Origin of the sequence: Bacillus sp. JJ1562 (assembly GCF_036962705.1) — a bacterium.
Taxonomy (GTDB): domain Bacteria; phylum Bacillota; class Bacilli; order Bacillales; family Bacillaceae_L; genus Ferdinandcohnia.
The window spans coordinates 1-25,085 of sequence record NZ_JBALOQ010000017.1 but is presented as its reverse complement, the minus strand read 5'-3'; the positions used below and the strand labels follow the sequence as shown (position 1 = coordinate 25,085).

Sequence of the window (25,085 nt, the reverse complement as noted above, 5' to 3'; positions counted from 1 at the left end):
TCAATCAATCTGTCTCTGATCCCCCCTCTTAATAACAAATCATCCAGTGTATTAACCAAAGTGTCTTTGATAACTACATCGGACACAATCTAGCAAAGCAAATAACCGAATTTGTCCTCGATTCCACTCAATCCCCACACCAAAAACCAACTCCCCGCCAAACTTCGCCAATTTTAATCAGAAAAGTTTTGGCGTTACACAGAAAAATGCTAAAATGGAGAATGAGTTTAACTTTATCTAGTTGGGGATTGAACCCAAACTAAATAAAGTTAAAGCCTCCGGCGGATGCCGCAGATTTTCAAAGGTAACTTTTCGAGCGGGCTCGAAATAATCTTGGCGCAAATACGCCAAGGCGCATTAGATTTAATTGGTGTATTACAAGCCCGAACCACAAGTAAAACTCGGGTCTTTTAAAACATGCAGAAATCATATCAAACATAAATCTACACGAATTACAATCAAGGAGGTACGGATGTGCCAAAAGTTAGCACAAAGGATTTAATAGAGAAATTTAAATTAGAGTTGATTAGCGGGGAGGAGGGAATCAATCGTCCCATCACCACAAGTGATATTTCAAGACCAGGTATCGAACTTGCTGGATTTTTTGATTACTATCCAGCAGAGCGGATTCAGCTTTTAGGAAAAACAGAATTGACCTTTTTTGAGAAATTGTCACATGATGAAAAAATTTACCGTATGGAGAAGCTTTGTACTGATATTACGCCTGCGATTATTATTTCGCGTGATATGGAAGTGCCTCCGGAGTTAATTGAGGCTTCCGAACGTGAATCCGTTCCGGTCATTAAGTCGAATAAGAAAACGACAAGACTATCAAGTAGGATTACGAACTTCTTAGAAAGCAAGCTTGCACCAACAACTGCAGTTCATGGTGTTCTTGTGGACATATACGGTGTCGGGGTTCTAATCATCGGTAAAAGTGGTGTTGGTAAAAGTGAAACTGCGCTGGAGCTTGTAAAACGTGGTCACCGTCTTGTTGCAGATGACTGTGTGGAAATCCGACAGGAGGATGATGACACACTTATTGGAAGTGCGCCAGAGCTGATCGAGCATCTCCTTGAAATCCGCGGTCTTGGTATCATCAACGTAATGACCCTATTTGGTGCAGGAGCAATCCGCAATTTCAAACGAATTACTTTAGTCATAAATCTTGAACTTTGGGATCAAACGAAACAATATGATCGACTCGGGCTTGATGAAGAAAAAATGAAAATCATTGATACAGATTTAACGAAATATACTATTCCTGTTCGACCAGGACGAAACCTAGCCGTTATCATTGAAGTGGCAGCAATGAATTATCGTCTAAAACGAATGGGCTTAAACGCAGCAGAGGATTTTACAAATCGTCTCTCAAGCGCAATTGAATATGGGGAACACGACGACATATAAAAAAATAAAAAAGGGAGTTGAGAAAATGGATCGAAGCATACAACCATTAGACCCAACATTTTTAGAACTGGGCGCACTACGGATTCAATGGTATGGACTTATAATCGGGCTAGGAACCATGCTTGCCCTTTATCTTGCCATCAAGGAATCAGAACGAAGAGGCATGCATAAGGATACTTTTATGGACCTCATGCTGTTTGCGGTACCGATTGCCATTATCTTCGCAAGGATTTACTACGTTATTTTTAAATGGGACTATTATTCACAAAATCCTTCCAAAATCATTGCAATTTGGGAGGGGGGAATTGCAATTCATGGTGCCCTAATCGGTTCGGTTTTGACAGCGGTTGTGTTTGCAAGAGTAAAAGGATTATCCTTCTGGAAAATTGCCGACATTGCGGCGCCAAGTATTATTTTAGGCCAAGCGATTGGTCGTTGGGGAAATTTTATGAACCAAGAAGCACATGGCGGCTCGATTGCGGAAGAACATATCCAAACCTTCTATAATGTGCTACCAGACTTTATTATGGACCAAATGTTTATAAAAGGCGTGTACTATCATCCAACTTTTTTATATGAGTCCATTTGGAGTTTAGTTGGTTTTGTTATATTACTTATGCTTCGAAAAGTGAATCTCAGACGCGGGGAAATGTTCCTCACCTATGTCATCTGGTATTCAATTGGTCGCTTCTTCATCGAAGGGCTACGTACCGATAGCTTAATGCTTGGAGATATACGAGTGGCACAGTTAATTTCAGTTGTGTCGATTGTTGGAGCATTGATCGTACTCGTGTATCGAAGAAAAAAAGGATATTCGAACGAGCGATATTTAGAGAAATAACTCACTAATAGGGAGAGGGAAAACTTGCTAGAAATGATCAAGAGAGGCTTCATAGTAGGATTAAAGACAACTTGGACATTAGGGAAAGTAATTTTTCCTGTTACCCTGCTTGTTACATTACTTCAGCATACACCAGTACTAGATTGGGTGATTCAGTGGATTGCACCAATCATGGGCTGGTTTGGTCTATCAGGTGATGCAGCAATTCCGCTTGTATTAGGGAACTTTTTGAACCTTTATGCTGGAATTGGTGCGATTTTAACACTGGATTTGACCGTAAAAGAAGTGTTTATTTTGGCGGTCATGCTATCATTCTCACATAATATGATTATTGAGTCTACCGTGGCTGCAAAGGTAGGAATGAAAATTTGGATCATTGTAGTAGTGAGACTTGGACTTGCGTTTATCTCTGCCTTTGTTATCAATCTAGTATGGAATGGAGGTAGTGAACTAGCAAAATATGGACTTGTGTCAGGTACAGAAGAACAAATTTCAGGCTGGGGTAGTATCCTTTTAAATGGTATTGAAAAAGCATCATTTGGGATTCTGCAATTAGCTATCATTGTCATTCCCCTTATGGTTGTGATTCAAATATTAAAAGAATTAAAATGGTTGGATGTGTTTTCAAGATGGATGACACCAGTCACAAGGGTACTTGGTATGAAGGAAAATACATCAACAACCCTGGCATCAGGTATTTTGTTCGGCTTAGCGTTAGGAGCAGGTGTAATGATTCAGGCGGTAAAAGAGGATAATGTAAGTAAGAAGGATGTTACGTTAGCGTTAATTTTCTTAGTTTCCTGTCACGCAGTTGTGGAGGATACGCTAATCTTCATCCCATTAGGAATCCCGGTATTACCTCTTTTGTTAATACGCATCCTAACAGCAACCATTTTAACGATGGCAATTGCATTTATCTGGAAACGAGTCGAGCAAAATAATAGAAAGGAACCTATTTATGGCAATTAATACACTTTTATTCGATTTAGATGGAACTTTAATTGATACGAACGAACTGATCTTGCAATCTTTTTTACACACCTTTGAAACATACTTCCCGGATCGTCGCTTCACCCGAGAAGAGATACTGCCGTTTAATGGTCCAACCTTACATGAATCTTTTTCTTCTGTAGATCCGGACCGCGCTGAAGAAATGATTGCAGAATATCGCAGATTCAATCATGAAAAGCATGATGAATTAGTAACTGAATTTCCTGGAGTGTTCGATACTATCAAAACACTTAAGGAAAAAGGCTATAAAATTGGGGTTGTCACAACTAAGATCAGAAAAATAGTTAACATGGGTTTAAAACTAACAGAGCTTGATCAATTCTTTGATGTTGTGGTGACATTGGATGATGTTAAAAATCCAAAGCCAGACCCAGAACCAGTATTGTTGGCATTAAAGCTGTTAGGTTCGGCCCCTGAAGAAGCAATCATGATTGGTGACAATTATCAGGACATTGTAGCTGGGCAAAATGCAGGCACACAGACTGCAGGAGTCGCATGGTCTCATAAAGGAAAAGACTTCTTATTGGAATACAAACCCGATTTTATGCTTGAGAATATGAGTGACTTATTGGATTTAGTTTAAGTTTAATCAGTTGGGTTTGAATCCCAACTGAATAAACTTATAGCCTCCGGCGGATGCCACGATTTTTCAGATGAAATTTTTCGAGCTTGCTCGAAAAAAATCGGGCGCAAATACGCCAAGGCGCATTTGATAGTAAAAGGATGAAAAAATAGTGAAACGACGAACCACACGATATTATGTTTCGGGTCCAAATTCGCTTTGGCAAATCTATAAAACCGTTTCTTTTTGGAAGGTTGTAAAAAACTTTATCGTCATTCAGTTGGCGCGCTATACACCGTATTTAGGAATGAAAAATTGGTTATATCGCACCTTCTTAAAGATGAAGGTTGGGGAAAAAACAGCATTTGCACTCATGGTGGTGCCAGACATCATGTTCCCAGAAAAAATCAGTGTCGGGAGCAACACAGTGATTGGCTTTAATACCACAATCTTAGCTCATGAATACTTGATTAAGGAATATAGACTTGGTGAAGTTAAAATTGGCAGCGAGGTTATGATCGGTGCCAATTCAACGATTTTACCAGGCGTGGAAATCGGGGATGGGGCAATTGTATCAGCTGGTACAATGGTCCACAGGGACGTCCCAGCCGGCAGCTTTGTCGGTGGGAACCCGATGCAAGTGATTTATACGAAAGAACAAAGAGAACAGCGTGAATTTCAAGAGGAGGAATCTGGTAAGTAAAAATAACCTGATACCAAAAATCCCATCAAAGTACAAGTTTGATGGGATTTTTTATATTGATATCAAATAGAAGGAACCGAGGTGGTTCCTTTCGCAATTAGTGATTATTTGGGTTTTTTAGTTGAGATTTACTTCCACGATTGGAGTTATATTTCTTTCCTTTATTATTATCCCCACTAGTGATCTCTTGTCCAAATTCTGTTTCTAAATTTCCACCTTTTTTAGGTGAGCTTTGATTTTGACTACCTTTATTTATACGCTTTGTCATTATTTACTCCTCCATTACATCTCAAATGCATTGCCAATGATCATTATTTGGTGCAGTTACTTTCTTTTTTGACTTTTTAATTTGTTCATTTCAAGTTCCGCAGCATATTCTTCTTGTGTTTTTCCTTGCTTAAAGCTTTCAGACTGGATTTTTCTGAACTTATTATCATTTAAATTAGGCATTTTAGTACCCCCTTTTGAATCTCAATATTTTACTCCATGTTATGAGTATTCCTTGTATCGTTCAAAGCCAATACTCCTTTTCGCACATTCCATCTTTTTCCTCGCTTCTTCCTCTCTTGCTTACAAAATTTCAGGTTATTTATCCACATTATTCATACAATTCACAACACTAATAAGTTATTATCAAAAATATCCACCGAAACATAATTTTATCCACAACCCAGATTATCCCCACACCACTGAACTGAATCAACTAAATTCTGACTTTTCCGTTGACGTAAGAAAGGGATAGGTGTAATATATACTTTATCTTGGTAGTATATTAGCGAACTAAAGTAAAGTGAATTATTGAGAAAAATATGAGAAAATTAAGATAAACAAACTTCGGTGGTGACGAAAATCGTGTTTATGTTTGAGAAACCGTTAGGGATGAGAGATACTTTGCCAGCTTTATATGAAGCGAAAAAGAAAATTCGCGATGCGATGTCTTCTCAAATTGAAAGCTGGGGTTATCAATTTATTGAAACTCCAACGCTTGAATACTATGAAACAATCGGTGAGGCATCGGCGATCCTTGACCGGCAACTATTTAAATTATTGGATTCACAGGGACATACACTTGTCCTTAGACCTGATATGACAGCTCCTATCGCTCGAGTCGCAGCGTCTCGTTTATATAAAGGAGAATACCCATTGCGTATCGCATACTCGGCGAATGTGTTCCGCGCTCAGCAGCATGAGGGTGGTAGACCTGCCGAATTCGAGCAAATTGGGATTGAGTTTGTTGGCGATGCAACAACTAGTGCAGATGCAGAGGTTATTTCCCTTATGATTGCTGCACTTAAGCAAGCGGGGCTTACTAATTTTACCGTACCTATTGGCCATATTGGCTATGTAAAATCATTGTTCAAGGAGATTGTCGGAAATGAAGCAAGAGCCGATGTTCTCAAACGCTATTTATATGAAAAAAATTACGTTGGCTATAGAGAGCATGTGAAAAGCTTGCCGCTCTCTTCAATTGATAAACAGCGATTGCTATCCCTTTTACAACTTCGAGGAAATGAATCCAAAATCGCCAAAGCAAAAGAATTAGTCGAATGTGAAGAAGGAAAAAAGGCAGCCGAAGAACTTGAAATGCTATGGAAGAAATTAGAGGCATTCGGCGTAACTGAGCATATTAAAATTGACTTCAATCTTGTTAGCCATATGAGCTATTACACAGGAATCCTTTTCGAAATTTATGCGGAGAATGTTGGCTTTTTAGTTGGAAATGGTGGTCGCTATGATCATTTATTCGAAAAATTTGATCGTCCTGCACCAGCTACAGGCTTTGGAATTCGGATTGACCGACTTCTTGAAGCACTTGATTTACCTCAGGATGAACCCGAGATTCATTGTGTGATATTTAGCGCAGAACAACGTGAAGAAGCAATCCGTTTTGCAATGAAAAAAAGAGAACAGGGTGAGCGTGTCATCCTTCAAGATATCGCTGGAATCAAGGATGTGGATGCGTGCACGAACGCATTTGCAAAAAACACCTTTTTCTTAGGAACTACAAGGAAGGAGGAGGCTGAAAATGACTAACAAACTAACTATAGCGATGCCGAAGGGAAGAATTTTTGAAGAAGCAGCACAGCTTTTACAAAAAGCAGGCTACAAGCTTCCTCCTGAATTTGAGGATTCCAGAAAACTAATTATCGACGTTCCTGATGAGCCTTTTCGATTCATGCTTGCGAAGCCAATGGACGTGACCACTTATGTGGAGTATGGCGTAGCAGACCTTGGAATTGCCGGAAAGGACGTAATGCTTGAGGAAGAGCGCGACGTATATGAAGTGCTTGATTTGCAAATTAGCAAATGCTATCTCGCAGTTGCAGGACTTCCAAACGTTAAAATTAAAGGTGTTGCACCTAAAATTGCAACGAAATATCCAAACGTCGCTTCCAGTTATTTCCGCGAAAATGGGGAGCAGGTGGAAATAATTAAATTGAACGGCTCCATTGAGCTTGCGCCATTAATTGGATTGGCGGACCGAATTGTGGATATCGTATCAACAGGACGTACATTAAAAGAAAACGGGTTAGTTGAACTTGAGCATATTGCAGATATCACCTCACGTCTTATTGTGAATCCAGTGAGCTATCGCTTAAAGGATCAGCAAATCGACGATATCGTTGAACGACTATCAAAAGTAGTATCCCAGTAGAAAGGACCGACACAGCATGCGAATTGAACGTGTAACTAATACTGTTTCATTGAAGCGGACAATTGATAGCGGAACTGAAGAGCAGAGAAAAGCAGTCTTAGAAATACTCGCTAAAGTGCAAAAAGAAGGGGATAATGCACTTCGTTACTTTACCGAAAAATTTGATGGTGTTTTACTTGATGAGTTAAAAGTCACTGAAACAGACATACAAGATGCCTATCAAAAATTAGACGAGAGTCTTGTGCCGATCATTAAAGAAGCAGCTGAAAATATCAGGGATTATCATAGCCGACAGGTTAGGCAATCATGGATGACAATGAAGGATAATGGCACCATTCTTGGTCAAAAAATTACTCCACTTGATGCAGTTGGCGTTTATGTTCCTGGTGGGAAAGCGGCCTATCCATCATCCGTCCTAATGAATGTCATTCCAGCACAGGTTGCAGGTGTTGAGCGAATCGTAATGGTGTCACCACCTAGTAAGGACGGTACTATTCCTGCAGGTGTATTGGTCGCAGCTGATATCCTTGGAGTGGAGGAAATCTATAAGGTTGGCGGAGCGCAAGCAATTGGAGCATTGGCGTTCGGTACGAAAACCATCAAGCCTGTTGATAAAATTGTTGGTCCTGGAAATATTTTTGTTGCACTTGCAAAGCGCGAAGTCTATGGAAATGTGGATATCGATATGATTGCAGGTCCTAGTGAAATTGTGGTGCTTGCAGATGAAACAGCTCTACCAAACGAAGTAGCAGCGGATTTGTTATCTCAAGCCGAGCACGATGAGCGGGCATCAAGTATTCTTGTAACAACTTCAATGGAGCTTGCGGAAGCAGTTTCGCATGAAGTTGAAAAACAAATAGCGCTTCTACCCCGTGAGGCTATTGCTAGAGCTTCAATAAATGACTTTGGTGCCATTTATGTCACCAATGATTTAGATGAAGCCATCAAGGTTGTAAATGAGCTTGCACCTGAGCATCTTGAGATTGTAACGAAGGAGCCAATGGAACAGGTAGGAAAAATCAAGCACGCAGGTGCAATTTTTATCGGCCGATATAGCTCTGAGCCTGTTGGTGATTACTTTGCTGGTCCAAACCACGTCCTTCCGACAAATGGAACAGCTCGTTTTTCAAGTCCGCTAAGTGTGGATGACTTTACGAAAAAATCAAGCATCATCTCATACAGCAAACAAGGAATCGAAGAAAATGGTCCGAAAATTGCAGCTTTCGCTAGACTCGAAGGTTTAGAAGCACACGCAAGAGCAGTTGAGGAACGATTAAAATAATTCACAAAATTGAAGATTTAACTGTGGATTCTGTGGGTAAGATTCTGCAGAAACGAGTAACACCAAGCATTTATTAGAAATTATAAAATTGTGGATAACGGTAGGTGTAATCATGACAAGACAAGCAAAAGTTGAACGAAAAACAAATGAAACAGATATAAAACTAGATTTTTTAGTTGATGGGGAAGGAATTTCAAATCTTGATACAGGTGTCCCATTCATGTCCCACATGCTCGACCTTTTTACAAAACATGGACATTTTAACCTGACAGTCGAGGCAAAAGGTGATACTGAAATTGATGATCACCACACAACAGAGGACATCGGAATTTGTTTAGGACTGGCATTACGTGAAGCACTGGGAGATAAAAAAGGAATCAAGCGCTACGGAAATGCTTTTGTTCCCATGGATGAAGCACTCGCACAGGTTGTCATTGACCTTGGAAATCGACCACATTTTGAATTAAAAGCGGATTTTCCAAGTTCCCGTGTTGGTACATTCGATACGGAACTTGTGCATGAATTTCTATGGAAGTTTGCATTAGAAGCAAGAATTAATCTCCATGTAATTGTTCATTACGGTCACAACACACATCACATCATCGAGGCGATTTTTAAAGCATTAGGTCGTGCATTAGATGAGGCAACTTTGGTCGATCCACGAGTTAAGGGGGTCCCATCAACGAAAGGGATGTTGTAGATGATCGGCATAATCGATTATGGCATGGGGAATTTATACAGCGTTTCAAAGGCGCTTGAGCGAATGAACTATGAATACTTTATATCAAGCACACCGGACGAACTCGCCAAAGCGGACGGCTTGATTTTACCAGGTGTTGGCTCCTTTAAGGACGCGATGGGAATTTTACATGAAAAAGAGTTAGTCAGTTTTATAAATGAATCCGTTTCAAATGGAACACCACTCCTTGGAATTTGTCTTGGAATGCAGCTTTTGTTTGAAGAAAGTGAAGAAAATGGACTCACCCAGGGTCTTGGCTTTTTAAAAGGAAGAATCACGAAAATCCCTAGTGTAACAAAAAGTGGAGAAACCTACAAGGTGCCACATATGGGGTGGAATGACCTTGATCTTAAAAATCCATCTCCTCTCCTTGAGAACATCAAGGGTGGACATGTCTATTTCGTTCACTCCTATTTTGCGACAACAGATAATGAAAATGTAATCGCAAGCAGTACCTATGATGTAGAGGTTCCAGCTGTTGTCGGAAAAGGAAATGTGTTTGGAACCCAGTTTCATCCGGAAAAAAGCAGTGACTTAGGGTTGAAAATTCTCCAAAACTACGCTGCAATCGTGGAAAAGAAGGTGACAAAATGAGTACTTTTACAATTTACCCTGCAATCGATATGCGTGGTGGCAAATGCGTTCGCTTGCTTCAAGGGGATTATAATAAAGAAACCGTGTATGGTGATTCACCATTTGATATGGCAAAAGCGTTTGCCGATGCGGGCGCAGAATGGATTCATATGGTGGATTTAGATGGGGCAAAAGCAGGCAAACGCGTAAATGATCAATATGTGCTTGAGGTTGCGCGGAAGCTCGCCGCAAAAGTTCAAATCGGAGGTGGCATCAGAACCGAAGAGGATGTTGCCTATTATATTGAAAATGGCGTTGACCGAGTGATTTTAGGAAGTGCTGCCATCTCTAATCCTGAATTCGTAAAGGATATGTTAAAAAAATACAAAGAAAAAATCGCAATCGGCATTGATGCTAAAGATGGATATGTGGCAACAGAAGGATGGTTAAACACTTCTTCTGTTAAAGTGACTGATCTGGGTGTCGAGCTTGCAAATGCAGGTGCGGAAGTGTTTATTTTTACAGATATCGCAACAGATGGCATGCTGAGTGGTCCAAACATCGATGCGGTTGCGACACTTGCAGCTGCCACTGGTAAAAAAGTAATTGCTTCAGGTGGGGTCAGCTCAATCGATGACTTAAAAGCACTCAGCAAGCTAGTGAATCAGGGTGTTTCTGGCGCAATTGTTGGAAAAGCAATTTATACCAATCAATTTACCGTCCAAGAGGCGTTGGAAGAGGTGAAGGGTTGATGATTACAAAACGAATTATTCCATGTTTGGACGTAAAGGACGGCCGTGTTGTAAAAGGAATTCAGTTTGTGGGGCTTCGTGATGCAGGTGACCCTGTTGAACTTGCAAAGTTTTACGATTCTGAAGGAGCAGATGAATTGGTTTTCCTAGACATTTCCGCTTCTCATGAAGGCCGTAAAACGATGGTTGAGGTTGTCAAAAAAGTCGCGGCGGAGCTTGCGATTCCTTTTACAGTTGGAGGTGGAATCAACTCCTTAGAGGATATGAAAAAAATCCTTCGTGCTGGCGCTGACAAGGTTTCACTTAATACTGCAGCTGTTACAAATTCCAATCTAATCAAAGAAGGGGCAGACTTCTTTGGCTCTCAATGCATCGTCGTTGCGATTGATGCAAAATATGATGAGGAAATGGGCAGCTGGCAAGTATACACACATGGTGGCCGAAATGCAACCGATTGGGAGGTTGTCGCTTGGGCACAGGAAGTAGTTGAACTTGGTGCTGGTGAAATTTTATTAACGAGCATGGACGATGATGGCAGCAAGGATGGCTTCAATCTTGAATTAACAAGACGAGTAAGCGAAGCTGTTTCTGTTCCTGTTATCGCATCAGGTGGTGCTGGTAATGCACAGCATTTTGTGGAAGCCTTCACTGAGGGTAAGGCAGATGCAGCGCTTGCTGCAAGTATTTTTCACTACAAAGAAACTACTGTTAAAGAGGTTAAAAACGTTTTAAAAGAGAAAGGGGTCAATGTCCGATGAACACACAAGACATTAAATTTGATGAAAAGGGACTTGCTCCAGCTATTGTTCAGGATGCCATTAGCAAAGAGGTTTTAACACTTGCTTATATGAATGAAGCATCTCTACAAAAATCTATTGAAACACGTGAAACTTGGTTTTATAGCCGATCTCGAAAATCACTTTGGCATAAGGGAGAAACCTCAGGAAATACACAAAAAATCGTGGATATGAAATATGACTGTGACAAGGATGCGATACTTGTCTTAGTTGAGCCATCAGGGCCTGCATGCCACACTGGCACATATACATGCTTTAGTGAATCTCTGCTTGGAGAAGCAAAAGAAGTAAATTCTGACCGCTTTGCCATCCTCAATGAACTTGAAAAAGTAATCGCAGAGCGTGAAACAGAGATGCCAGAGGGGGCTTATACGACATACCTATTCGATAAAGGGGTAGATAAGATCCTGAAAAAAGTAGGAGAGGAAGCTTCAGAAGTTATTATTGCTGCTAAAAATCGCGATCACGAAGAACTGAAATGGGAAGCGGCAGACCTAATTTATCACTTGCTCGTCTTACTTCGTGAACAAAAGCTTCCACTTGATGAAGTATTGTCTGTTTTGCAAAAAAGAAGATGATGAAATTAAGGGTACTTATCCACAATGAGTACCCTTTTACTTTGCCTTATTTTACTACGATGTGAATCGTTTATCCACGATATCCACATTATCCACAGTTTGACTATCATATTTGTGTATATGTCATCTTGGTTCAGTAATATCGTCAGATTATTCACATAAGGAAATGAGTTGTCCACATTATTCACGTTGTCCACAAAATACCATTCATAAGTTTTTCACTTTTAGCCAAGCACCCCTATGTGCCATCTGCTTTTATGTGTTATACTACTTTGGGAAATAATTTTATTCAGTAGGGATTTAAACCCCTGCATCGCATTTTAAAGTGGAGGACCCCCGATGGAAAAACATAACGTAAAAGAAAGAAAGCACGCATCAAAGATTATTCCGTTTATCCAGACGGGAGAATATTATTTTAAAAAAGGATTAAAGGCGTATCGCCAGCATGATATATATAAATCGATTAAACATTTTAAACGAGCAATCGAGCTTGAACCGAATGAGCCAATGTTTTTATGCCAATTATCGGTTGCGTTAACAGAAATCGGTGATTATGTTCTATCAAATCAATATCTTAAAAAAATAATGGATGATCCAAAATTCGATATGCCTGAGTGCTTTTATTTTATTGCCAATAATTATGCGCATTTAGGCTTGTTCCAAGAGTCTGGAAAACATGCACAAATGTATTTAGATCGTGAACCTAATGGAGATTTTGCAGAGGATGCTGAGGATTTGCTTGACTTATTGCGTCTTGAAGAAGGGGACTATGAGGATTCCGCAAATCATCAGGATGAGCTTATTATGAAGCAGGAACAAGCGCGTGACTTCCTTGAAACAGGGCGATTGGACGAAGCGGTGACCCTTTTAAAGGAAATTATTCGTGAGTACCCAGAGTTTTGGTCGGCCTATAATAATTTGGCGCTTGCCCATTTTTATTCAGGGGATGTGGAAAATGCATCTGAGATTATAGATGAGGTTTTGAGTAAAAACCCTGGAAATCTGCACGCACTTTGCAATTCTCTTGTCTTTTTATATTATCAACGTAAAAATCAGCAGGTAAAAGAATTAACAAGCCGATTATCACATATTCATCCAATGCTGTTTGAACACCGTTATAAGCTAGGTGCAACATTCGGGCTTATCGGACGCCATGATCTTGCCTATAAATGGCTACGAAATCTTCAACGAAGTGGTTTTGATGGAGATGAAACCTTCTATTATTGGCTATCCTATTCTGCCTATTTCACAGAGCATCATGATGTTGCCGGGAATGCGTGGAAGCGGGTGCTTGAGGAAAATCCAAGTAAAAAGGGTTCAGCACCTTGGGAGTCTGACCGAACAAGACCAATAAGCGATGTGCTTGATCGTTGGTTGACAGGAGATTTTATTGAGGAAAGACTATATGGTTTATTTTTAGCAAGCAAAACAAATTCATCCTTGGCACGTAAGGATTTAAAGCATATTCAATTTCATGCCACTCTTGAACAGGAATTTGCAAACTATGTTTTAGCTAAAAAGAAAAAAACAGAAAAAATTCCGTCTTACATCATTGATGGATACAATATTGCAGACACTTTATTTACAAAAAATAAACATGATGACTCTGCAAATGAAGAACTGTATTTAACATGGTTAATGATTTATGATGAAGCGGTCAATCGTCAGTTCAATGTCTCTAACTGGCAGGCTTGGGCAGCTGCAACAGAATACATTTGGCGTAATCATGCGTCACGGACAATAACGCAAAAACAGGTTGCAGAAAAATATAAAATATCAAAGGCAACCGTCATGAAATATGTAAAATTTGTTAAGGAACTTCTACACTGAGCATATTAATAGCGGATTTTGTCAGGATTTTATAGGATAGGGGTAGGAGATACTAAACGATATATCAAATTTTACCCATAGAAGTAAGGAGAGACATAAAAATGACTGAAGAAAAAATTTATGATGTCATTATTATCGGTGCTGGACCAGCAGGCATGACTGCTGCAGTGTATACATCTCGTGCAAACCTATCAACATTAATGATTGAGCGTGGGATTCCTGGTGGTCAAATGGCAAACACAGAGGAAGTTGAAAACTACCCAGGCTTCGACCATATTTTAGGACCTGAGTTATCCACAAAAATGTTCGAGCACGCGAAAAAATTCGGTGCAGAATATGCTTACGGTGATATAAAAGAAGTCATCGATGGTGACGAATATAAAACTGTAGTTGCAGGTAGCAAAGAATATAAAGCTCGTGCAGTAATCATCTCAACTGGTGCGGAGTATAAGAAAATTGGTGTACCTGGTGAAAAAGAACTTGGTGGCCGTGGCGTTTCTTATTGTGCAGTGTGTGACGGTGCGTTCTTTAAAAATAGAGAGCTTGTTGTAATAGGTGGCGGAGACTCTGCAGTTGAGGAAGGCGTGTATTTAACTCGTTTCGCTACTAAGGTAACAATCATTCACCGCCGTGACGAATTACGTGCGCAAAAGATCCTTCAACAACGTGCATTTGATAACCCAAAAGTGGAATTCATCTGGAATCACACGGTTAAAGAAATTCACGAAAAAGATGGTAAGGTTGGCAGCCTAACTCTTGTTAATACGCAAACGGGTGAGGAAACGGAATTTGGCGCAGATGGCGTATTCGTATACGTTGGAATGCTCCCACTGTCTAAACCATTTGAAGGCTTAGGTATCACAAACGAGAACGGTTATATCGAAACAAATGAAAAAATGGAAACAAAAGTACCTGGCATTTTTGCAGCAGGTGACATTCGTGAAAAGTCTCTTCGCCAAATTGTAACAGCAACTGGTGACGGAAGCATTGCTGCCCAAACAGCTCAGCACTATATTGAAGAATTAATGGAAAAAATAAAAGCGTAAATATTAAAACACCTCCAAGGCGGAGGTGTTTTTGCTTAGTTAAAAAATTTCAATTTGTCAAATTAGCCACACTAGACTTCACTTCGTTACTAGGTATTGTCTGCCTCTTCCAGAATAAAGTTAAAACAATCCCTAAAGTTAGTACGACAGTTGCAAAATAGTATGGATAATTAATGTCTATATCAAACAAGATTCCCCCAAGAATAGGTCCACTAATATTTGCTAAACTTGTAAACATTGAGTTCATACCACCAACGAAGCCTTGTTCATCCCCAGCGATATTTGAAAGATAATTGGTAACAGCTGGTCGGAATAAATCGAAACCTACAAATACGATAAAAGTCACAAGTAAAATCGAAAAATATGAATGAACAACAGTCATTAGAAAGACAAGTATTGCTGATAATACTAGGCTGTAGCGAATCAGTTTGATTTCACCCCAAATTCTTGTTAGTCTATCAAAAAGTATAACCTGTGCAACTGCACCTAGAATTGCACCGCCTGTAATCACAATTGCTATATCAGAGGGTGTAAATTTAAATTTGTGATCCACAAATAAACTAAAGAACGATTCAAAAGCTGCCAAACCAAACGAAGCAATGAAAATTAAAATAAATGCAATGAAATATTTAGGTTCAAAAATGCGTCTGAAACCATTCTTACCTTCTAGAGTTTGTTCATTATTTTCTGTTGCTCGATTTGGCTCAGTAATAAAAATAATCGTTAAAATTGCAGCTACTGTACCAAGTGCACCTGCAAAGAAGAAAGGTGTACGTGTTCCGAATTCCGCTAAAAAGCCACCGATACCTGGGCCGATAATAAATCCTGTACTAATTGCAGCTGACATAAGCCCGAGCGCTTTGGGGCGAGTTTCTAGATTTGTGATATCTACTATAAAAGCAGTGACAGCTGGCATAATAAATGCAGCACTTACTCCACCTAAAATGCGAGAAATAAATAATATTATAATTTCCTTGCCAAGCCCAAATAATAATTCAGATAGCCCAAAAATAAATAAACCAAGGACGATCATTATTTTACTTCCCCATTTATCCACAGCTTTTCCTGCAAATGGCGAAACAATCAATTGTGCAATTGCAAAAGCTGCTGTTAGATAACCAACAGTCATTCCATTTATTTCTAATTCATTCATCAGCGTTTCAAGGGAAGTGATAGATAGAAAATGAATAAAAAATCCGTAAAATTATTATCGACAGGTGAATTCGCGAAACTTAGTAATGTTAACAAACAGACCCTCATTTATTACGATCAAATTGGTCTGTTGTCTCCGGTATTCAAAAATGAAAAAGGCTATAGATATTATTCAATCAACCAAATTGAGTTATTCTATGTTATTGATTTATTGAAGGACCTTGATATGTCACTAAATGATATCCAACAATACACGCAAAATAAATCTCCCGATAGCTTTTTATCTTTGATGTATCAGAAAAAAGATGAGATTGTGAAAAAACGCCAGGAAATTGAAATGAAAGAAAAAGCTGATTGAAACTAAAATAGCATTAATGGAAGAAGCCTCACAAATCGACTTTAAACAAATTACGTTCAAACATTTACCAGAAGCCACACTTTATTTAAGCAGAAACATTGAAAATATTTCCGATGAAGAATTTGTAGAGGTCATCTCAGAGTTTATTGAAGAATTGAATGAAGCACAGCTGGATACAGGATATCCGATAGGTGGAATAACAAAACGGGAACAGATTATAAAGGGAGAGTTCTCAAAATATAGCTATTTATATATTGAACAACCACATCCCAAGGAGGGATATCCATATTTCCAAGCTGTAAAGGGTGATTTTCTCATTGGATATCATATTGGAGATGATAAAACAATACATCATACATACAAGAAACTTCTTTCAGAGATGGAACGCTTAGATTTATCCTTAGGGGATTATGTTTTTGAAGAGTATATTTATGATACAGTTGTTATGAATCAAAAGGAACAGTACATTACCAAAATTATGATGCAGGTAATTAAAAATCGGCTCCTGTAAAAGCTTGGGAAAAATGCAACCAAGCTTTTTTGAGTGATCCAAGAAATATAAATGCCCTCCCAATAATATATTGATATAAAAGGGTATATAAAAATGTTTGGCGACTCAACAAGTAATTGCCAAAAAGCCCAGAAAGGGAGATTATTGTGTCAAGGATTGATCTTTCGAGGTTTGAGAAAAAGATTATGTTGAGAAATATTAAGCATGAGGATATTGAGGAGATTATTGAGCTTTCCAAGGATTGTTTTCCGAATATGGACCCATGGGAACGTGACCAGCTTGAAAGTCACTTGTCGATTTTTCCCGAAGGGCAGTTTTGTGTGGAGTATGATGGCAAAATCATTGGCTCCTGTTCAAGTTTAATTGTCGATTTTGATGAATATGAAGATAAGCATACGTTTGATGAGATAAGTGATAATTCTTATATTCGTAACCATGATCCACATGGAAAAAATTTATATGGAATTGATGTCATGGTCCATCCCGATTATCGTCGGATGAAAATTGGACGTCGACTTTATGAAGCAAGAAAGAAACTCACCCAAGCACTAAATTTAGAAAGCATTATTATTGGTGGAAGAATCTCGAATTATCACAAATACGCTGATGAGATGTCTGCACGAGAGTATGTCGAGCAGGTCATCCAGCAAAATCTCTATGACCCGGCACTCACATTCCAAATGATTAATGGCTTTGTGCTAAAACGGGTCAATGCCAATTATTTAACCGATCGGGATTCCTTAGGTTACGCTACTTTAATGGAATGGAATAATCCTGATTACCTGCCAAAGAAAACGAGAAGGATATACAATCGTGCCCTGCCCGTAAGAATTTCAGTGATTCAATATATGATGAAAAAAATCAATTCCTTCGAAGACTTTGCAACCCAATGTGAATACTTCATTGATGCGAGCTCTAACTATCGCTCTGATTTTGCGGTGTTCCCAGAAACCTTTACGATGCAGCTGCTTTCTTTTATAAATGAGCAGGTACCAAGTAAACAAATTAAAAAGGTTTCAGAGTACACCGAGGAATATATTAACCTCTTTTCAAAGCTTGCAGTAACTTACAATATTAATATTGTTGGTGGCTCGCATTTTGTGGAAGAGGATAATGGCATATATAATGTCGCTTATCTGTTCAGGCGGGATGGTACGATTGATAAGCAATATAAGCTCCATATTACCCCTGATGAGAGAAGATGGTGGGGTGTTCAAGCGGGTCACGATGTTCATGTGTTCGATACGGATTGTGGAAAAATTTCGATTCTCATAAGCTACGATATTCAATTTCCAGAGCTTGCAAGGATTGCTGTGGATAAAGGAGCGCAAATCATTTTTACACCTTTTAGCTCAGAAGACCAGCAAGGGTATCTACGCGTTCGTTATTGTTCACAGGCTCGTGCTGTTGAAAATCAAGTCTATACCGTTATTGCTGGCGCAGTTGGCAACCTCTCACATGTTCCACATATGGATGTACAATACGCACAATCCGGAATATTTTCACCATCTGATTTTACATTCTCAAGCAATGGGATTGTTGGAGAATGCAATCCAAATATTGAAACGATTGTTGTTGGTGAGGTTGACCTTGAAAGCCTCCGCCGCAATCGCAATATTGGTACAGAAACACCACTCAAAGACCGCCGCACAGACTATTACCAAATTATCACAAAGAAACCAAAGCCAGCAACATGGGACCACGGGGACGGTTCTCCTGGTTCTGGTTCATTTTAGGGAAACAAAGGGACCAGAAGAACCGTCCCTCTGGTCCCTTGGATTTATTCAAACACTCCGTTCAACTCTAAAAATTGCGTGGTGTAGCATTTCAATCATTAGTTCTACTTCCTCTTTATTGATGCAAAGTGGAGGTGCGAAGACCAGGGTGTCCATTCCATCAAATACGACGGATCTACAGATTAGGCCGATTTTAGCAGCCTCATTCACGATTCTTGGTGCAAGTGGTCCTTTTACATGCTGAGGTGTATTGATTTCAACAGCTCCCATAAGCCCTAAAGCACGAACATGACTGACGAGACTTGCTTCACCTTGAATCCACGAAAAGCCATCGAGCATTTTTGCTCCCATTTTCGCGGAATTCTCAATTAACCCTTCGTTTTCAACAATTACAATATTTTTCAAAGCAACCGCACAAGCCATCGGATGCCCACTGTACGTATATCCATGTAAAAGTGTTCCGGTGGAATGCTCTTTGAAGTCTTCAAAAAGAGCTTCAGATAGAACGACTCCACCTAATTGGGCATATCCACTTGTTACTCCTTTAGCAAAACACATCATGTCAGGCGCCACCCCGTAGTGATCAACCCCGAAGTATTTACCTGTCCGCCCAAATCCGGTTATCACTTCATCAGTAATCCATAAAATATTGTATTCATCGCAAATGTCCCGTACTTCTTTAAAATAGCCTTCTGGTGCGATATGTACACCGCCTGCCCCTTGAACGGGTTCTGCGATAAATGCCGCAATTGTTTCCGGTCCTTCCAGTTCGATTGTTTTTCGCAAGTCCTCAGCCGACAAATTATCCGTATAATAAAAGTCTGGAGCTAATGAATTTGTAAAATCTCTAAATGGCTTCAAGCCTGTGGCACTTGTTGAGCCCATAGCCACCCCATGATAGGACCTTTTTCGAGAAATGATTTTCTTTTTCAGAGGTTTCTCACGTAAAATCCAATAATGCCGTGCTAATTTATATGCCGTGTCATTTGCTTCCGAGCCACCCGAAGTAAAGAATGTTGTGGATAAACTTCCTGGTGAAATTTCCGCAAGCTTTGCCGCCAGCCGTATCGCTGGTTCGTTGCTAAACGTTGCAAAGCAGGAGCTAAATGCGAGTTTGTTCATTTGCTCCAGCGCAGCTTGCCCCAATTCCTTTCGCCCATGTCCGATATTGACATTCCATAAAGAGGACATACCATCAAGCACACGTTTTCCATTCACATCCTCAAGAAACACACCTTCTCCTTTTGTAAAAATAAACGCAGGACCGAAATCCTGTTGTTGCTGAATCGGTGAGGTTGGATGTAAAAAATGTTTCTGGTCAAGTTCCGTCAATTCCTGGCGTACCATCAATTTTTCGTTCATTCCCATTCCCCCTTCGTTCGATAAACCGTAACTAAAATATATGCGAAAAGTTCAAGCTTTTGAACTAAGAATCAGGAATAGAACTAGTCCATCGGGCTATTATTTCGCTTTGTAAAGGACAACTTTGAAATCGTAATTATGTTTTAACCCTCCTGTAACACGGATGAAATATATTTTGAGTATGATAATAGTAGTAATTGACCCCCTTTTTATAAATAGATTTTTTTTGGGCACAGGTACATTCCTGTGCCCCCTTTTTTTGCTCCTTTTTGTTCCAAAATCCCAAACCTACAAAAATAAACAACATGTAAATCTTGTTCGTTGTGAGTACCTGTTAGAAATAGTATAATAATAACCATAAGATTGCTTACAAACGGTCTACCATGCAACGGGACCGACTTGGGGTGAAAGATAGTGCAAAGAGTAACAAATTGCGTTGTACGCAAGGAAAATAAAGTATTGCTTTTACAAAAGCCACGACGCGGGTGGTGGGTTGCTCCTGGAGGAAAAATGGAGCCAGGTGAATCAGTTCGCGATTCCTGTATCCGTGAATACCGTGAGGAAACAGGATTATATCTTAAAAATCCAGATATAAAAGGGATTTTTACATTTATCATAAAAGAAGGCGATAAGGTTACCTCAGAATGGATGATGTTTTCCTTTTTAGCAAATGATTTTGAAGGAGAAAATGTCGATGAATCCGAAGAGGGAATTCTGAAATGGCAGGATATTAAGGACATATCGAATTTACCTATGGCCCCTGGTGATTATCATATTTTGGATTATGTACTTCAAGGTTCTGGGGTTATTTATGGAACATTTACATATACACCAGATTTTCAATTACTTTCATACCGATTAGATCCAAGCTAGGTGATAGGGAGGCAGAATAATGAGTGTTGGTTCAACAAGTGAAATTCAATTAGTGATTATAACGGGAATGTCAGGTGCCGGGAAAACGGTGGCCATTCAAAGCTTTGAAGATTTAGGGTATTTTTGCGTGGATAACCTTCCTCCAACTTTGCTTCCGAAGTTTCTTGAGTTAATGAAGGAATCTGGCGGAAAAATGGATAAGGTTGCGCTCGTCATGGACCTACGGGGACGTGAATTTTTCGATAGCTTATTTGCATCCCTTGATGATCTCTCAGAGGTTTCATGGATTGCACCGCAAATCTTATTCCTAGATGCGAAGGATTCGACTCTTGTTACGCGCTATAAAGAAACAAGACGGTCTCATCCACTTGCTCCAACTGGTTCACCACTTGAAGGCATCCAGGCTGAGCGGGAAATCCTAGAGGAAATGAAAGGAAGAGCCCAGTATATCTATGATACTTCGGATTTAAAGCCGAGGGAACTGCGAGAGAAAATTTTAAAGCAATTTGCATCACAATCAAAACCTACATTTTCGGTCAACGTGATGTCGTTTGGTTTTAAATATGGCATCCCGATTGATGCTGACCTTGTGTTTGATGTGCGTTTTCTCCCCAATCCACATTATATCGAGGCAATGAGACCAAGGACCGGGCTTGACGAGGATGTATCAAGCTATGTTCTAAAATGGACTGAAACCCAGAAGTTTATTGAAAAAGTAACAGACTTACTTGCATTTATGCTCCCACAATACAAGCGGGAAGGAAAAAGCCAGCTTGTGATTGCAATTGGTTGTACCGGCGGCCAGCACCGATCCGTTACACTTGCCGAATATATCGCAAAGCATTTCAAGGATGACTATCAGACTCATGTTTCTCACCGCGATATTGAGAGGAGAAAGGAAAAAAAGTAATGACCAATCCAAAACAGCCTAAGATTGTCATCATTGGTGGAGGAACTGGCCTTTCCGTACTTTTACGAGGGTTAAAATATCAGCCAGTTGATATTACAGCAATTGTAACAGTTGCGGATGATGGGGGATCATCTGGTCGTCTTCGCGATGAGATGGATATTCCGCCACCCGGTGATATTCGAAACGTATTAGCTGCGTTATCAGATGTGGAGCCTTTAATTGAGGATTTGTTCCAGCATCGGTTTGCAGGTGGAAATGGCTTATCCGGTCATTCTCTTGGAAACTTGATTCTTGCGGCAATGACAACGATAACAGGTGATTTTGTTCACGCTGTCGGTGAAATGAGTAAAGTTCTAAAAGTCAGAGGAAAAGTACTTCCAGCGGCTAACAAAAGTGTCGTGTTAAATGCTGAAATGGAGGATGGCACTGTTGTAACAGGCGAGTCCAAAATTCCATGCTCCGGTAAAAAAATCAAGCGTGTCTTTTTAACACCGGATGATGTAGAGCCATTAAATGAATCAATTGAAATAATCCGAGAGGCCGATATGATTGTCATTGGTCCAGGCAGCCTCTACACAAGCATTTTACCAAATTTGCTTGTACCAAAAATAGGCGAAGAGGTCGTCAAAGCAAAAGCAAAAAAGGTGTATATTTGTAACGTGATGACTCAGGCTGGGGAAACACTGAACTTTGCTGCAAGTGACCATGTGCAAGCTTTAAATGATCATATGGGATTAAAATTCATTGATACGATTTTGGTCAATGATGGTGATATTCCCGAGCACATCAAGGAAAAATATGCAAAAGAGCTGGCAAAGCCTGTTGAGTACGATTTAGATAGACTTTCTACATTAGGATTATCGATTATTAATGATAAAATTATCTCATACGACAACGATGTTATTAGACATGACACAACAAAAGTAGCAAATCTATTATATAATATGCTTGTAGAAGAAAAAAAGGGTGATTACTAAATCACCCTTACTATAAAAAGGAGGGTGGAACCTGTGTCATTTGCATCAGAGACGAAAAAAGAACTGACAAACCTAGACATCAAAGACTGCTGTGCAAAAGCCGAGCTTTCCGCTTTGATCCGAATGAATGGCGCACTTTCCTTCTCCAACCAAAAAATACTGGTTGATATTCAAACCGAAAATGCGGCTATCGCGAGAAGAATTTATACATTGCTGAAGAGATGTTATAGTGTTGGTGTTGAGCTCCTCGTTCGTAAAAAAATGAGACTCAAGAAGAACAATGTATATATTGTACGGCTAATTGAGGAAGCAAAGGATATTTTAGAAGATTTAAAGATTTTTGAAGGTTTTTCCCTACATCAAGAAATCTCTCCGACCCTCATTGCGAAGAAATGCTGCAAACGCTCCTATTTACGTGGGGCTTTTTTAGCAGGGGGCTCAGTAAATAACCCTGAAACATCCTCGTACCATCTTGAGATTTTTTCATTATATAAAGAACATAATGATTCTCTTTGTGAATTAATGAACGTTTTTGATCTCAATGCGAAAACATTAGAACGAAAAAAAGGTTTTATTACGTATTTAAAAGAAGCAGAAAAAATTACGGAATTTCTCAATGTCATTGGTGCACACCAGGCATTACTACGATTTGAGGACGTACGAATTGTTCGAGATATGAGAAATTCAGTGAATCGTCTAGTGAACTGTGAAACAGCAAACTTGAATAAAACCATTGGTGCATCCATTCGTCAAGTGGAAAATATTCGATACATCGATGAGACAGTTGGCCTTGGTATTTTACCTGATAAATTAAGAGAAATTGCCGAGATTCGTGTTGCCTATAAGGATGTCACTCTAAAAGAGTTAGGGGAAATGGTCACATCCGGAAAGATTAGCAAATCAGGAATTAACCACCGACTTCGAAAAATAGATGAAATTGCCGACAAGCTTCGTGCAGGCCAATCTATCAAGTGAGCGTTTTTGCTCACTTGGAATAAAATAAAGCGCTATCATTTTGAAACCTTTTAGGGTTCATTTACGTATAAAGAATAAATTAAATTAATTTAAAAACACACAACATAAGAATTTTACACAAACTTGAGGAGGAAGAAAATAATGGTTGAAAGACATGTTGAGGTTGTATTAAGAACGGGACTACAAGCACGTCCTGCTGCAATGTTTGTCCAGGAAGCAAATAAATTTTCTGCGGACATTTTCTTAGAAAAGGATGGGAAAAAGGTAAACGCAAAAAGCATCATGGGCCTAATGAGTTTAGCGGTTGGCTCAGGTGCAACAGTTACCTTAATTGCAGATGGAAACGATGAAGAAGCAGCGGTTGAAGCATTAACTGAATTTGTTCAAAAAGAAGCATAAAAAAATCCTCTCACGATACGATGTGAGAGGATTTTTTTTTTACTTATTGTTATCTTGTGGCTGCATAACCTTGTCGATTAATCCGTACTCTAATGCTCGCTCAGCAGTCATAAAGTTGTCACGGTCTGTATCTCTTTGAAGTACCTCTAATGGTTGGCCAGTACGCTCTGATAAAATCTGGTTTAGCTTTTCGCGTAAGAAAAGAATACGTTTCGCTGCAATTTCAATTTCAGTTGCTTGCCCTTGCGCACCACCGAGTGGTTGGTGAATCATAACTTCACTATTTGGCAGCGCAAAACGCTTGCCTTTTTCACCAGCTGCAAGTAAGAAAGCACCCATAGATGCAGCCATACCGATACAAATAGTGGAAACATTTGGCTTGATGAACTGCATAGTATCATAGATTGCCATACCAGCTGTGATTGAACCACCAGGGCTGTTAATGTATAAAGAAATATCTTTTTCAGGATCCTCAGCTGCTAAGAATAATAACTGAGACACGATTGAGTTTGCAACATTATCATCAATCGCACTACCTAGCATGATAATACGGTCTTTTAATAAACGTGAGTAGATGTCATAGGCGCGCTCTCCACGGTTTGTTTGCTCAATAACTGTAGGGATTAAATTCATCTTACTTCCTCCTCTAAACAAAATTAAAAGTTTTGTTATGTATTTCCATCATACAATTAAGGTCAGTAAAGGTCAAACATTTCGCTTTACTAAATTATTCTATTCTACAAACTTTTATCACATACCTTTTCAGGCACGGAAAAATTTTTTCATACGTATTCCATCATAACCGATTCGGGTCGATTTAAACATACATATTGCAATAAAAAGCTTTCTATTCTATAATGATGAGTGCAGTTTCTTAAAGATATGCCCTCGTAGTGTAGTGGATAGCACAAGAGATTCCGGTTCTCTTATCGTGGGTTCGAATCCTGCCGAGGGCGCTATTAAAAAACTGACCAGAGAGTATCTCCTGGTCAGTTTTTTGTTATTTGTGGTAATCGTACCCTCACCGGTTCAAAATTGAACAAAAAGGGAAC

Annotated in this window: 26 protein-coding genes, 1 tRNA gene and 1 pseudogene; 23 read left to right on the top strand and 5 right to left on the bottom strand. The window is 39.5% G+C overall.

Annotation, left to right across the window (positions count from 1 at the left end; genetic code table 11):
* Positions 1-474: 474 nt before the first annotated feature.
* From hprK to V7097_RS10635, 5 genes are all read left to right on the top strand, one after another.
* Positions 475-1,410 carry an HPr(Ser) kinase/phosphatase gene (hprK, locus tag V7097_RS10655; RefSeq protein WP_335703595.1) on the top strand — a complete coding sequence of 312 codons (936 nt, stop codon included), beginning with the start codon at positions 475-477 and terminating at the stop codon, positions 1,408-1,410.
* Between the two features lie 25 nt (positions 1,411-1,435).
* Positions 1,436-2,251 carry a prolipoprotein diacylglyceryl transferase gene (lgt, locus tag V7097_RS10650; RefSeq protein ID WP_335703594.1) on the top strand — a complete coding sequence of 272 codons (816 nt, stop codon included), beginning with the start codon at positions 1,436-1,438 and terminating at the stop codon, positions 2,249-2,251.
* Between the two features lie 33 nt (positions 2,252-2,284).
* A complete protein-coding gene (locus V7097_RS10645; protein WP_438824226.1) occupies positions 2,285-3,220 on the top strand; it encodes a nucleoside recognition domain-containing protein in 936 nt (311 codons plus the stop codon).
* Entirely contained in the window at positions 3,210-3,845 is a 636-nt protein-coding gene (gene ppaX / locus V7097_RS10640) for a pyrophosphatase PpaX (protein WP_335703592.1), read from the top strand. Before V7097_RS10645 ends, ppaX begins: the two co-directional genes overlap by 11 nt.
* Positions 3,846-3,996: 151 nt before the next feature.
* Positions 3,997-4,527, top strand: a complete 531-nt coding sequence (locus tag V7097_RS10635) for an acyltransferase (protein ID WP_335703591.1) — start codon at positions 3,997-3,999, stop codon at positions 4,525-4,527.
* A 97-nt stretch (positions 4,528-4,624) separates the two neighbouring features.
* Here V7097_RS10635 and V7097_RS10630 read toward each other — a convergent pair whose 3' ends face one another.
* Both V7097_RS10630 and V7097_RS10625 read right to left on the bottom strand, forming a co-directional pair.
* Positions 4,625-4,795 carry a hypothetical protein gene (locus tag V7097_RS10630; protein ID WP_335703590.1) on the bottom strand — a complete coding sequence of 57 codons (171 nt, stop codon included), beginning with the start codon at positions 4,793-4,795 and terminating at the stop codon, positions 4,625-4,627.
* Between the two features lie 56 nt (positions 4,796-4,851).
* Positions 4,852-4,977, bottom strand: a complete 126-nt coding sequence (locus V7097_RS10625) for a hypothetical protein (protein WP_335703589.1) — start codon at positions 4,975-4,977, stop codon at positions 4,852-4,854.
* 390 nt (positions 4,978-5,367) lie between these two features.
* On the opposite strand from V7097_RS10625, the gene V7097_RS10620 reads away from it, so the two are divergent.
* The 10 genes from V7097_RS10620 to trxB all read left to right on the top strand — a co-directional run bounded on the left by V7097_RS10620 (position 5,368) and on the right by trxB (position 14,780).
* A complete protein-coding gene (locus tag V7097_RS10620) occupies positions 5,368-6,561 on the top strand; it encodes an ATP phosphoribosyltransferase regulatory subunit (protein WP_335703832.1) in 1,194 nt (397 codons plus the stop codon).
* Positions 6,554-7,183 carry an ATP phosphoribosyltransferase gene (gene hisG, locus V7097_RS10615; protein ID WP_335703588.1) on the top strand — a complete coding sequence of 210 codons (630 nt, stop codon included), beginning with the start codon at positions 6,554-6,556 and terminating at the stop codon, positions 7,181-7,183. Before V7097_RS10620 ends, hisG begins: the two co-directional genes overlap by 8 nt.
* Before the next feature lie 16 nt (positions 7,184-7,199).
* The gene (hisD, locus tag V7097_RS10610; protein ID WP_335703587.1) at positions 7,200-8,465 is read left to right on the top strand and encodes a histidinol dehydrogenase; all 1,266 of its coding nucleotides are present in this window, start codon (positions 7,200-7,202) and stop codon (positions 8,463-8,465) included.
* A 112-nt stretch (positions 8,466-8,577) separates the two neighbouring features.
* Positions 8,578-9,165, top strand: coding sequence for an imidazoleglycerol-phosphate dehydratase HisB (hisB, locus tag V7097_RS10605; protein WP_335703586.1), 588 nt, complete (start codon positions 8,578-8,580; stop codon positions 9,163-9,165).
* Positions 9,166-9,798: an imidazole glycerol phosphate synthase subunit HisH gene (gene hisH, locus V7097_RS10600; RefSeq protein WP_335703585.1), complete on the top strand. Its 633-nt coding sequence runs from the start codon at positions 9,166-9,168 to the stop codon at positions 9,796-9,798.
* Positions 9,795-10,529, top strand: coding sequence for a 1-(5-phosphoribosyl)-5-[(5-phosphoribosylamino)methylideneamino]imidazole-4-carboxamide isomerase (gene hisA / locus V7097_RS10595; RefSeq protein ID WP_335703584.1), 735 nt, complete (start codon positions 9,795-9,797; stop codon positions 10,527-10,529). The genes hisH and hisA overlap by 4 nt, the downstream gene beginning before the upstream one ends.
* Positions 10,529-11,287, top strand: a complete 759-nt coding sequence (gene hisF / locus V7097_RS10590; protein WP_335703583.1) for an imidazole glycerol phosphate synthase subunit HisF — start codon at positions 10,529-10,531, stop codon at positions 11,285-11,287. The genes hisA and hisF overlap by 1 nt, the downstream gene beginning before the upstream one ends.
* Complete coding sequence (hisIE, locus tag V7097_RS10585; protein WP_335703582.1) at positions 11,284-11,904, top strand: bifunctional phosphoribosyl-AMP cyclohydrolase/phosphoribosyl-ATP diphosphatase HisIE; 621 nt, start codon at positions 11,284-11,286, stop codon at positions 11,902-11,904. Before hisF ends, hisIE begins: the two co-directional genes overlap by 4 nt.
* A gap of 339 nt (positions 11,905-12,243) precedes the next feature.
* Positions 12,244-13,734, top strand: a complete 1,491-nt coding sequence (locus V7097_RS10580; RefSeq protein WP_335703581.1) for a tetratricopeptide repeat protein — start codon at positions 12,244-12,246, stop codon at positions 13,732-13,734.
* A 101-nt stretch (positions 13,735-13,835) separates the two neighbouring features.
* Positions 13,836-14,780 (top strand): thioredoxin-disulfide reductase, encoded by a 945-nt coding sequence (trxB, locus tag V7097_RS10575; RefSeq protein WP_335703580.1) that lies wholly within the window; start codon positions 13,836-13,838, stop codon positions 14,778-14,780.
* 49 nt (positions 14,781-14,829) lie between these two features.
* Here trxB and V7097_RS10570 read toward each other — a convergent pair whose 3' ends face one another.
* Positions 14,830-15,969 carry an MFS transporter gene (locus tag V7097_RS10570; protein ID WP_438824225.1) on the bottom strand — a complete coding sequence of 380 codons (1,140 nt, stop codon included), beginning with the start codon at positions 15,967-15,969 and terminating at the stop codon, positions 14,830-14,832.
* On the opposite strand from V7097_RS10570, the pseudogene V7097_RS10565 reads away from it, so the two are divergent.
* Positions 15,964-16,801: pseudogene (locus V7097_RS10565) on the top strand (MerR family transcriptional regulator). The gene V7097_RS10570 and the pseudogene V7097_RS10565 overlap by 6 nt on opposite strands.
* Positions 16,802-16,986: 185 nt before the next feature.
* A complete protein-coding gene (locus tag V7097_RS10560; protein ID WP_438824224.1) occupies positions 16,987-18,537 on the top strand; it encodes a GNAT family N-acetyltransferase in 1,551 nt (516 codons plus the stop codon).
* Between the two features lie 48 nt (positions 18,538-18,585).
* Here the strand turns inward: V7097_RS10560 and V7097_RS10555 are convergent, their stop codons facing one another.
* Positions 18,586-19,899, bottom strand: coding sequence for an aminotransferase family protein (locus V7097_RS10555; RefSeq protein WP_335703579.1), 1,314 nt, complete (start codon positions 19,897-19,899; stop codon positions 18,586-18,588).
* A gap of 414 nt (positions 19,900-20,313) precedes the next feature.
* Between V7097_RS10555 and V7097_RS10550 the strand changes: the two genes are divergently transcribed.
* The 5 genes from V7097_RS10550 to V7097_RS10530 all read left to right on the top strand — a co-directional run bounded on the left by V7097_RS10550 (position 20,314) and on the right by V7097_RS10530 (position 24,033).
* Positions 20,314-20,772 carry an NUDIX hydrolase gene (locus tag V7097_RS10550; RefSeq protein ID WP_335703578.1) on the top strand — a complete coding sequence of 153 codons (459 nt, stop codon included), beginning with the start codon at positions 20,314-20,316 and terminating at the stop codon, positions 20,770-20,772.
* 19 nt (positions 20,773-20,791) lie between these two features.
* Positions 20,792-21,682: an RNase adapter RapZ gene (gene rapZ, locus V7097_RS10545; protein ID WP_335703577.1), complete on the top strand. Its 891-nt coding sequence runs from the start codon at positions 20,792-20,794 to the stop codon at positions 21,680-21,682.
* Positions 21,682-22,659 carry a gluconeogenesis factor YvcK family protein gene (locus tag V7097_RS10540; RefSeq protein WP_335703576.1) on the top strand — a complete coding sequence of 326 codons (978 nt, stop codon included), beginning with the start codon at positions 21,682-21,684 and terminating at the stop codon, positions 22,657-22,659. Before rapZ ends, V7097_RS10540 begins: the two co-directional genes overlap by 1 nt.
* A 33-nt stretch (positions 22,660-22,692) precedes the next feature.
* A complete protein-coding gene (gene whiA / locus V7097_RS10535) occupies positions 22,693-23,634 on the top strand; it encodes a DNA-binding protein WhiA (protein WP_335703575.1) in 942 nt (313 codons plus the stop codon).
* A 141-nt stretch (positions 23,635-23,775) separates the two neighbouring features.
* On the top strand, positions 23,776-24,033 hold the full coding sequence (locus V7097_RS10530; RefSeq protein WP_335703574.1) for an HPr family phosphocarrier protein: 258 nt from the start codon (positions 23,776-23,778) through the stop codon (positions 24,031-24,033).
* A 39-nt stretch (positions 24,034-24,072) separates the two neighbouring features.
* Here the strand turns inward: V7097_RS10530 and clpP are convergent, their stop codons facing one another.
* Positions 24,073-24,666, bottom strand: a complete 594-nt coding sequence (gene clpP / locus V7097_RS10525) for an ATP-dependent Clp endopeptidase proteolytic subunit ClpP (RefSeq protein ID WP_335703573.1) — start codon at positions 24,664-24,666, stop codon at positions 24,073-24,075.
* 251 nt (positions 24,667-24,917) lie between these two features.
* On the opposite strand from clpP, the gene V7097_RS10520 reads away from it, so the two are divergent.
* Positions 24,918-24,989, top strand: a tRNA-Arg gene (locus tag V7097_RS10520).
* Positions 24,990-25,085 lie beyond the last annotated feature (96 nt).

Excerpts from the sequence above, each read along its gene's own strand:
- ppaX (WP_335703592.1), top strand. The coding sequence starts at position 3,210 with ATGGCAATTAATACACTTTTATTCGATTTAGATGGAACTTTAATTGAT.
- V7097_RS10530 (WP_335703574.1), top strand. The coding sequence starts at position 23,776 with ATGGTTGAAAGACATGTTGAGGTTGTATTAAGAACGGGACTACAAGCA.
- V7097_RS10645 (WP_438824226.1), top strand. The coding sequence starts at position 2,285 with ATGATCAAGAGAGGCTTCATAGTAGGATTAAAGACAACTTGGACATTA.
- V7097_RS10560 (WP_438824224.1), top strand. The coding sequence starts at position 16,987 with ATGTTGAGAAATATTAAGCATGAGGATATTGAGGAGATTATTGAGCTT.
- trxB (WP_335703580.1), top strand. The coding sequence starts at position 13,836 with ATGACTGAAGAAAAAATTTATGATGTCATTATTATCGGTGCTGGACCA.
- V7097_RS10630 (WP_335703590.1), bottom strand. The coding sequence starts at position 4,795 with ATGACAAAGCGTATAAATAAAGGTAGTCAAAATCAAAGCTCACCTAAA.
- V7097_RS10555 (WP_335703579.1), bottom strand. The coding sequence starts at position 19,899 with ATGAACGAAAAATTGATGGTACGCCAGGAATTGACGGAACTTGACCAG.
- hisIE (WP_335703582.1), top strand. The coding sequence starts at position 11,284 with ATGAACACACAAGACATTAAATTTGATGAAAAGGGACTTGCTCCAGCT.
- rapZ (WP_335703577.1), top strand. The coding sequence starts at position 20,792 with ATGAGTGTTGGTTCAACAAGTGAAATTCAATTAGTGATTATAACGGGA.
- hisF (WP_335703583.1), top strand. The coding sequence starts at position 10,529 with ATGATTACAAAACGAATTATTCCATGTTTGGACGTAAAGGACGGCCGT.
- hisA (WP_335703584.1), top strand. The coding sequence starts at position 9,795 with ATGAGTACTTTTACAATTTACCCTGCAATCGATATGCGTGGTGGCAAA.
- hisH (WP_335703585.1), top strand. The coding sequence starts at position 9,166 with ATGATCGGCATAATCGATTATGGCATGGGGAATTTATACAGCGTTTCA.
- hisG (WP_335703588.1), top strand. The coding sequence starts at position 6,554 with ATGACTAACAAACTAACTATAGCGATGCCGAAGGGAAGAATTTTTGAA.
- V7097_RS10540 (WP_335703576.1), top strand. The coding sequence starts at position 21,682 with ATGACCAATCCAAAACAGCCTAAGATTGTCATCATTGGTGGAGGAACT.
- clpP (WP_335703573.1), bottom strand. The coding sequence starts at position 24,666 with ATGAATTTAATCCCTACAGTTATTGAGCAAACAAACCGTGGAGAGCGC.
- hisB (WP_335703586.1), top strand. The coding sequence starts at position 8,578 with ATGACAAGACAAGCAAAAGTTGAACGAAAAACAAATGAAACAGATATA.
- lgt (WP_335703594.1), top strand. The coding sequence starts at position 1,436 with ATGGATCGAAGCATACAACCATTAGACCCAACATTTTTAGAACTGGGC.
- V7097_RS10625 (WP_335703589.1), bottom strand. The coding sequence starts at position 4,977 with ATGCCTAATTTAAATGATAATAAGTTCAGAAAAATCCAGTCTGAAAGC.
- V7097_RS10580 (WP_335703581.1), top strand. The coding sequence starts at position 12,244 with ATGGAAAAACATAACGTAAAAGAAAGAAAGCACGCATCAAAGATTATT.
- hisD (WP_335703587.1), top strand. The coding sequence starts at position 7,200 with ATGCGAATTGAACGTGTAACTAATACTGTTTCATTGAAGCGGACAATT.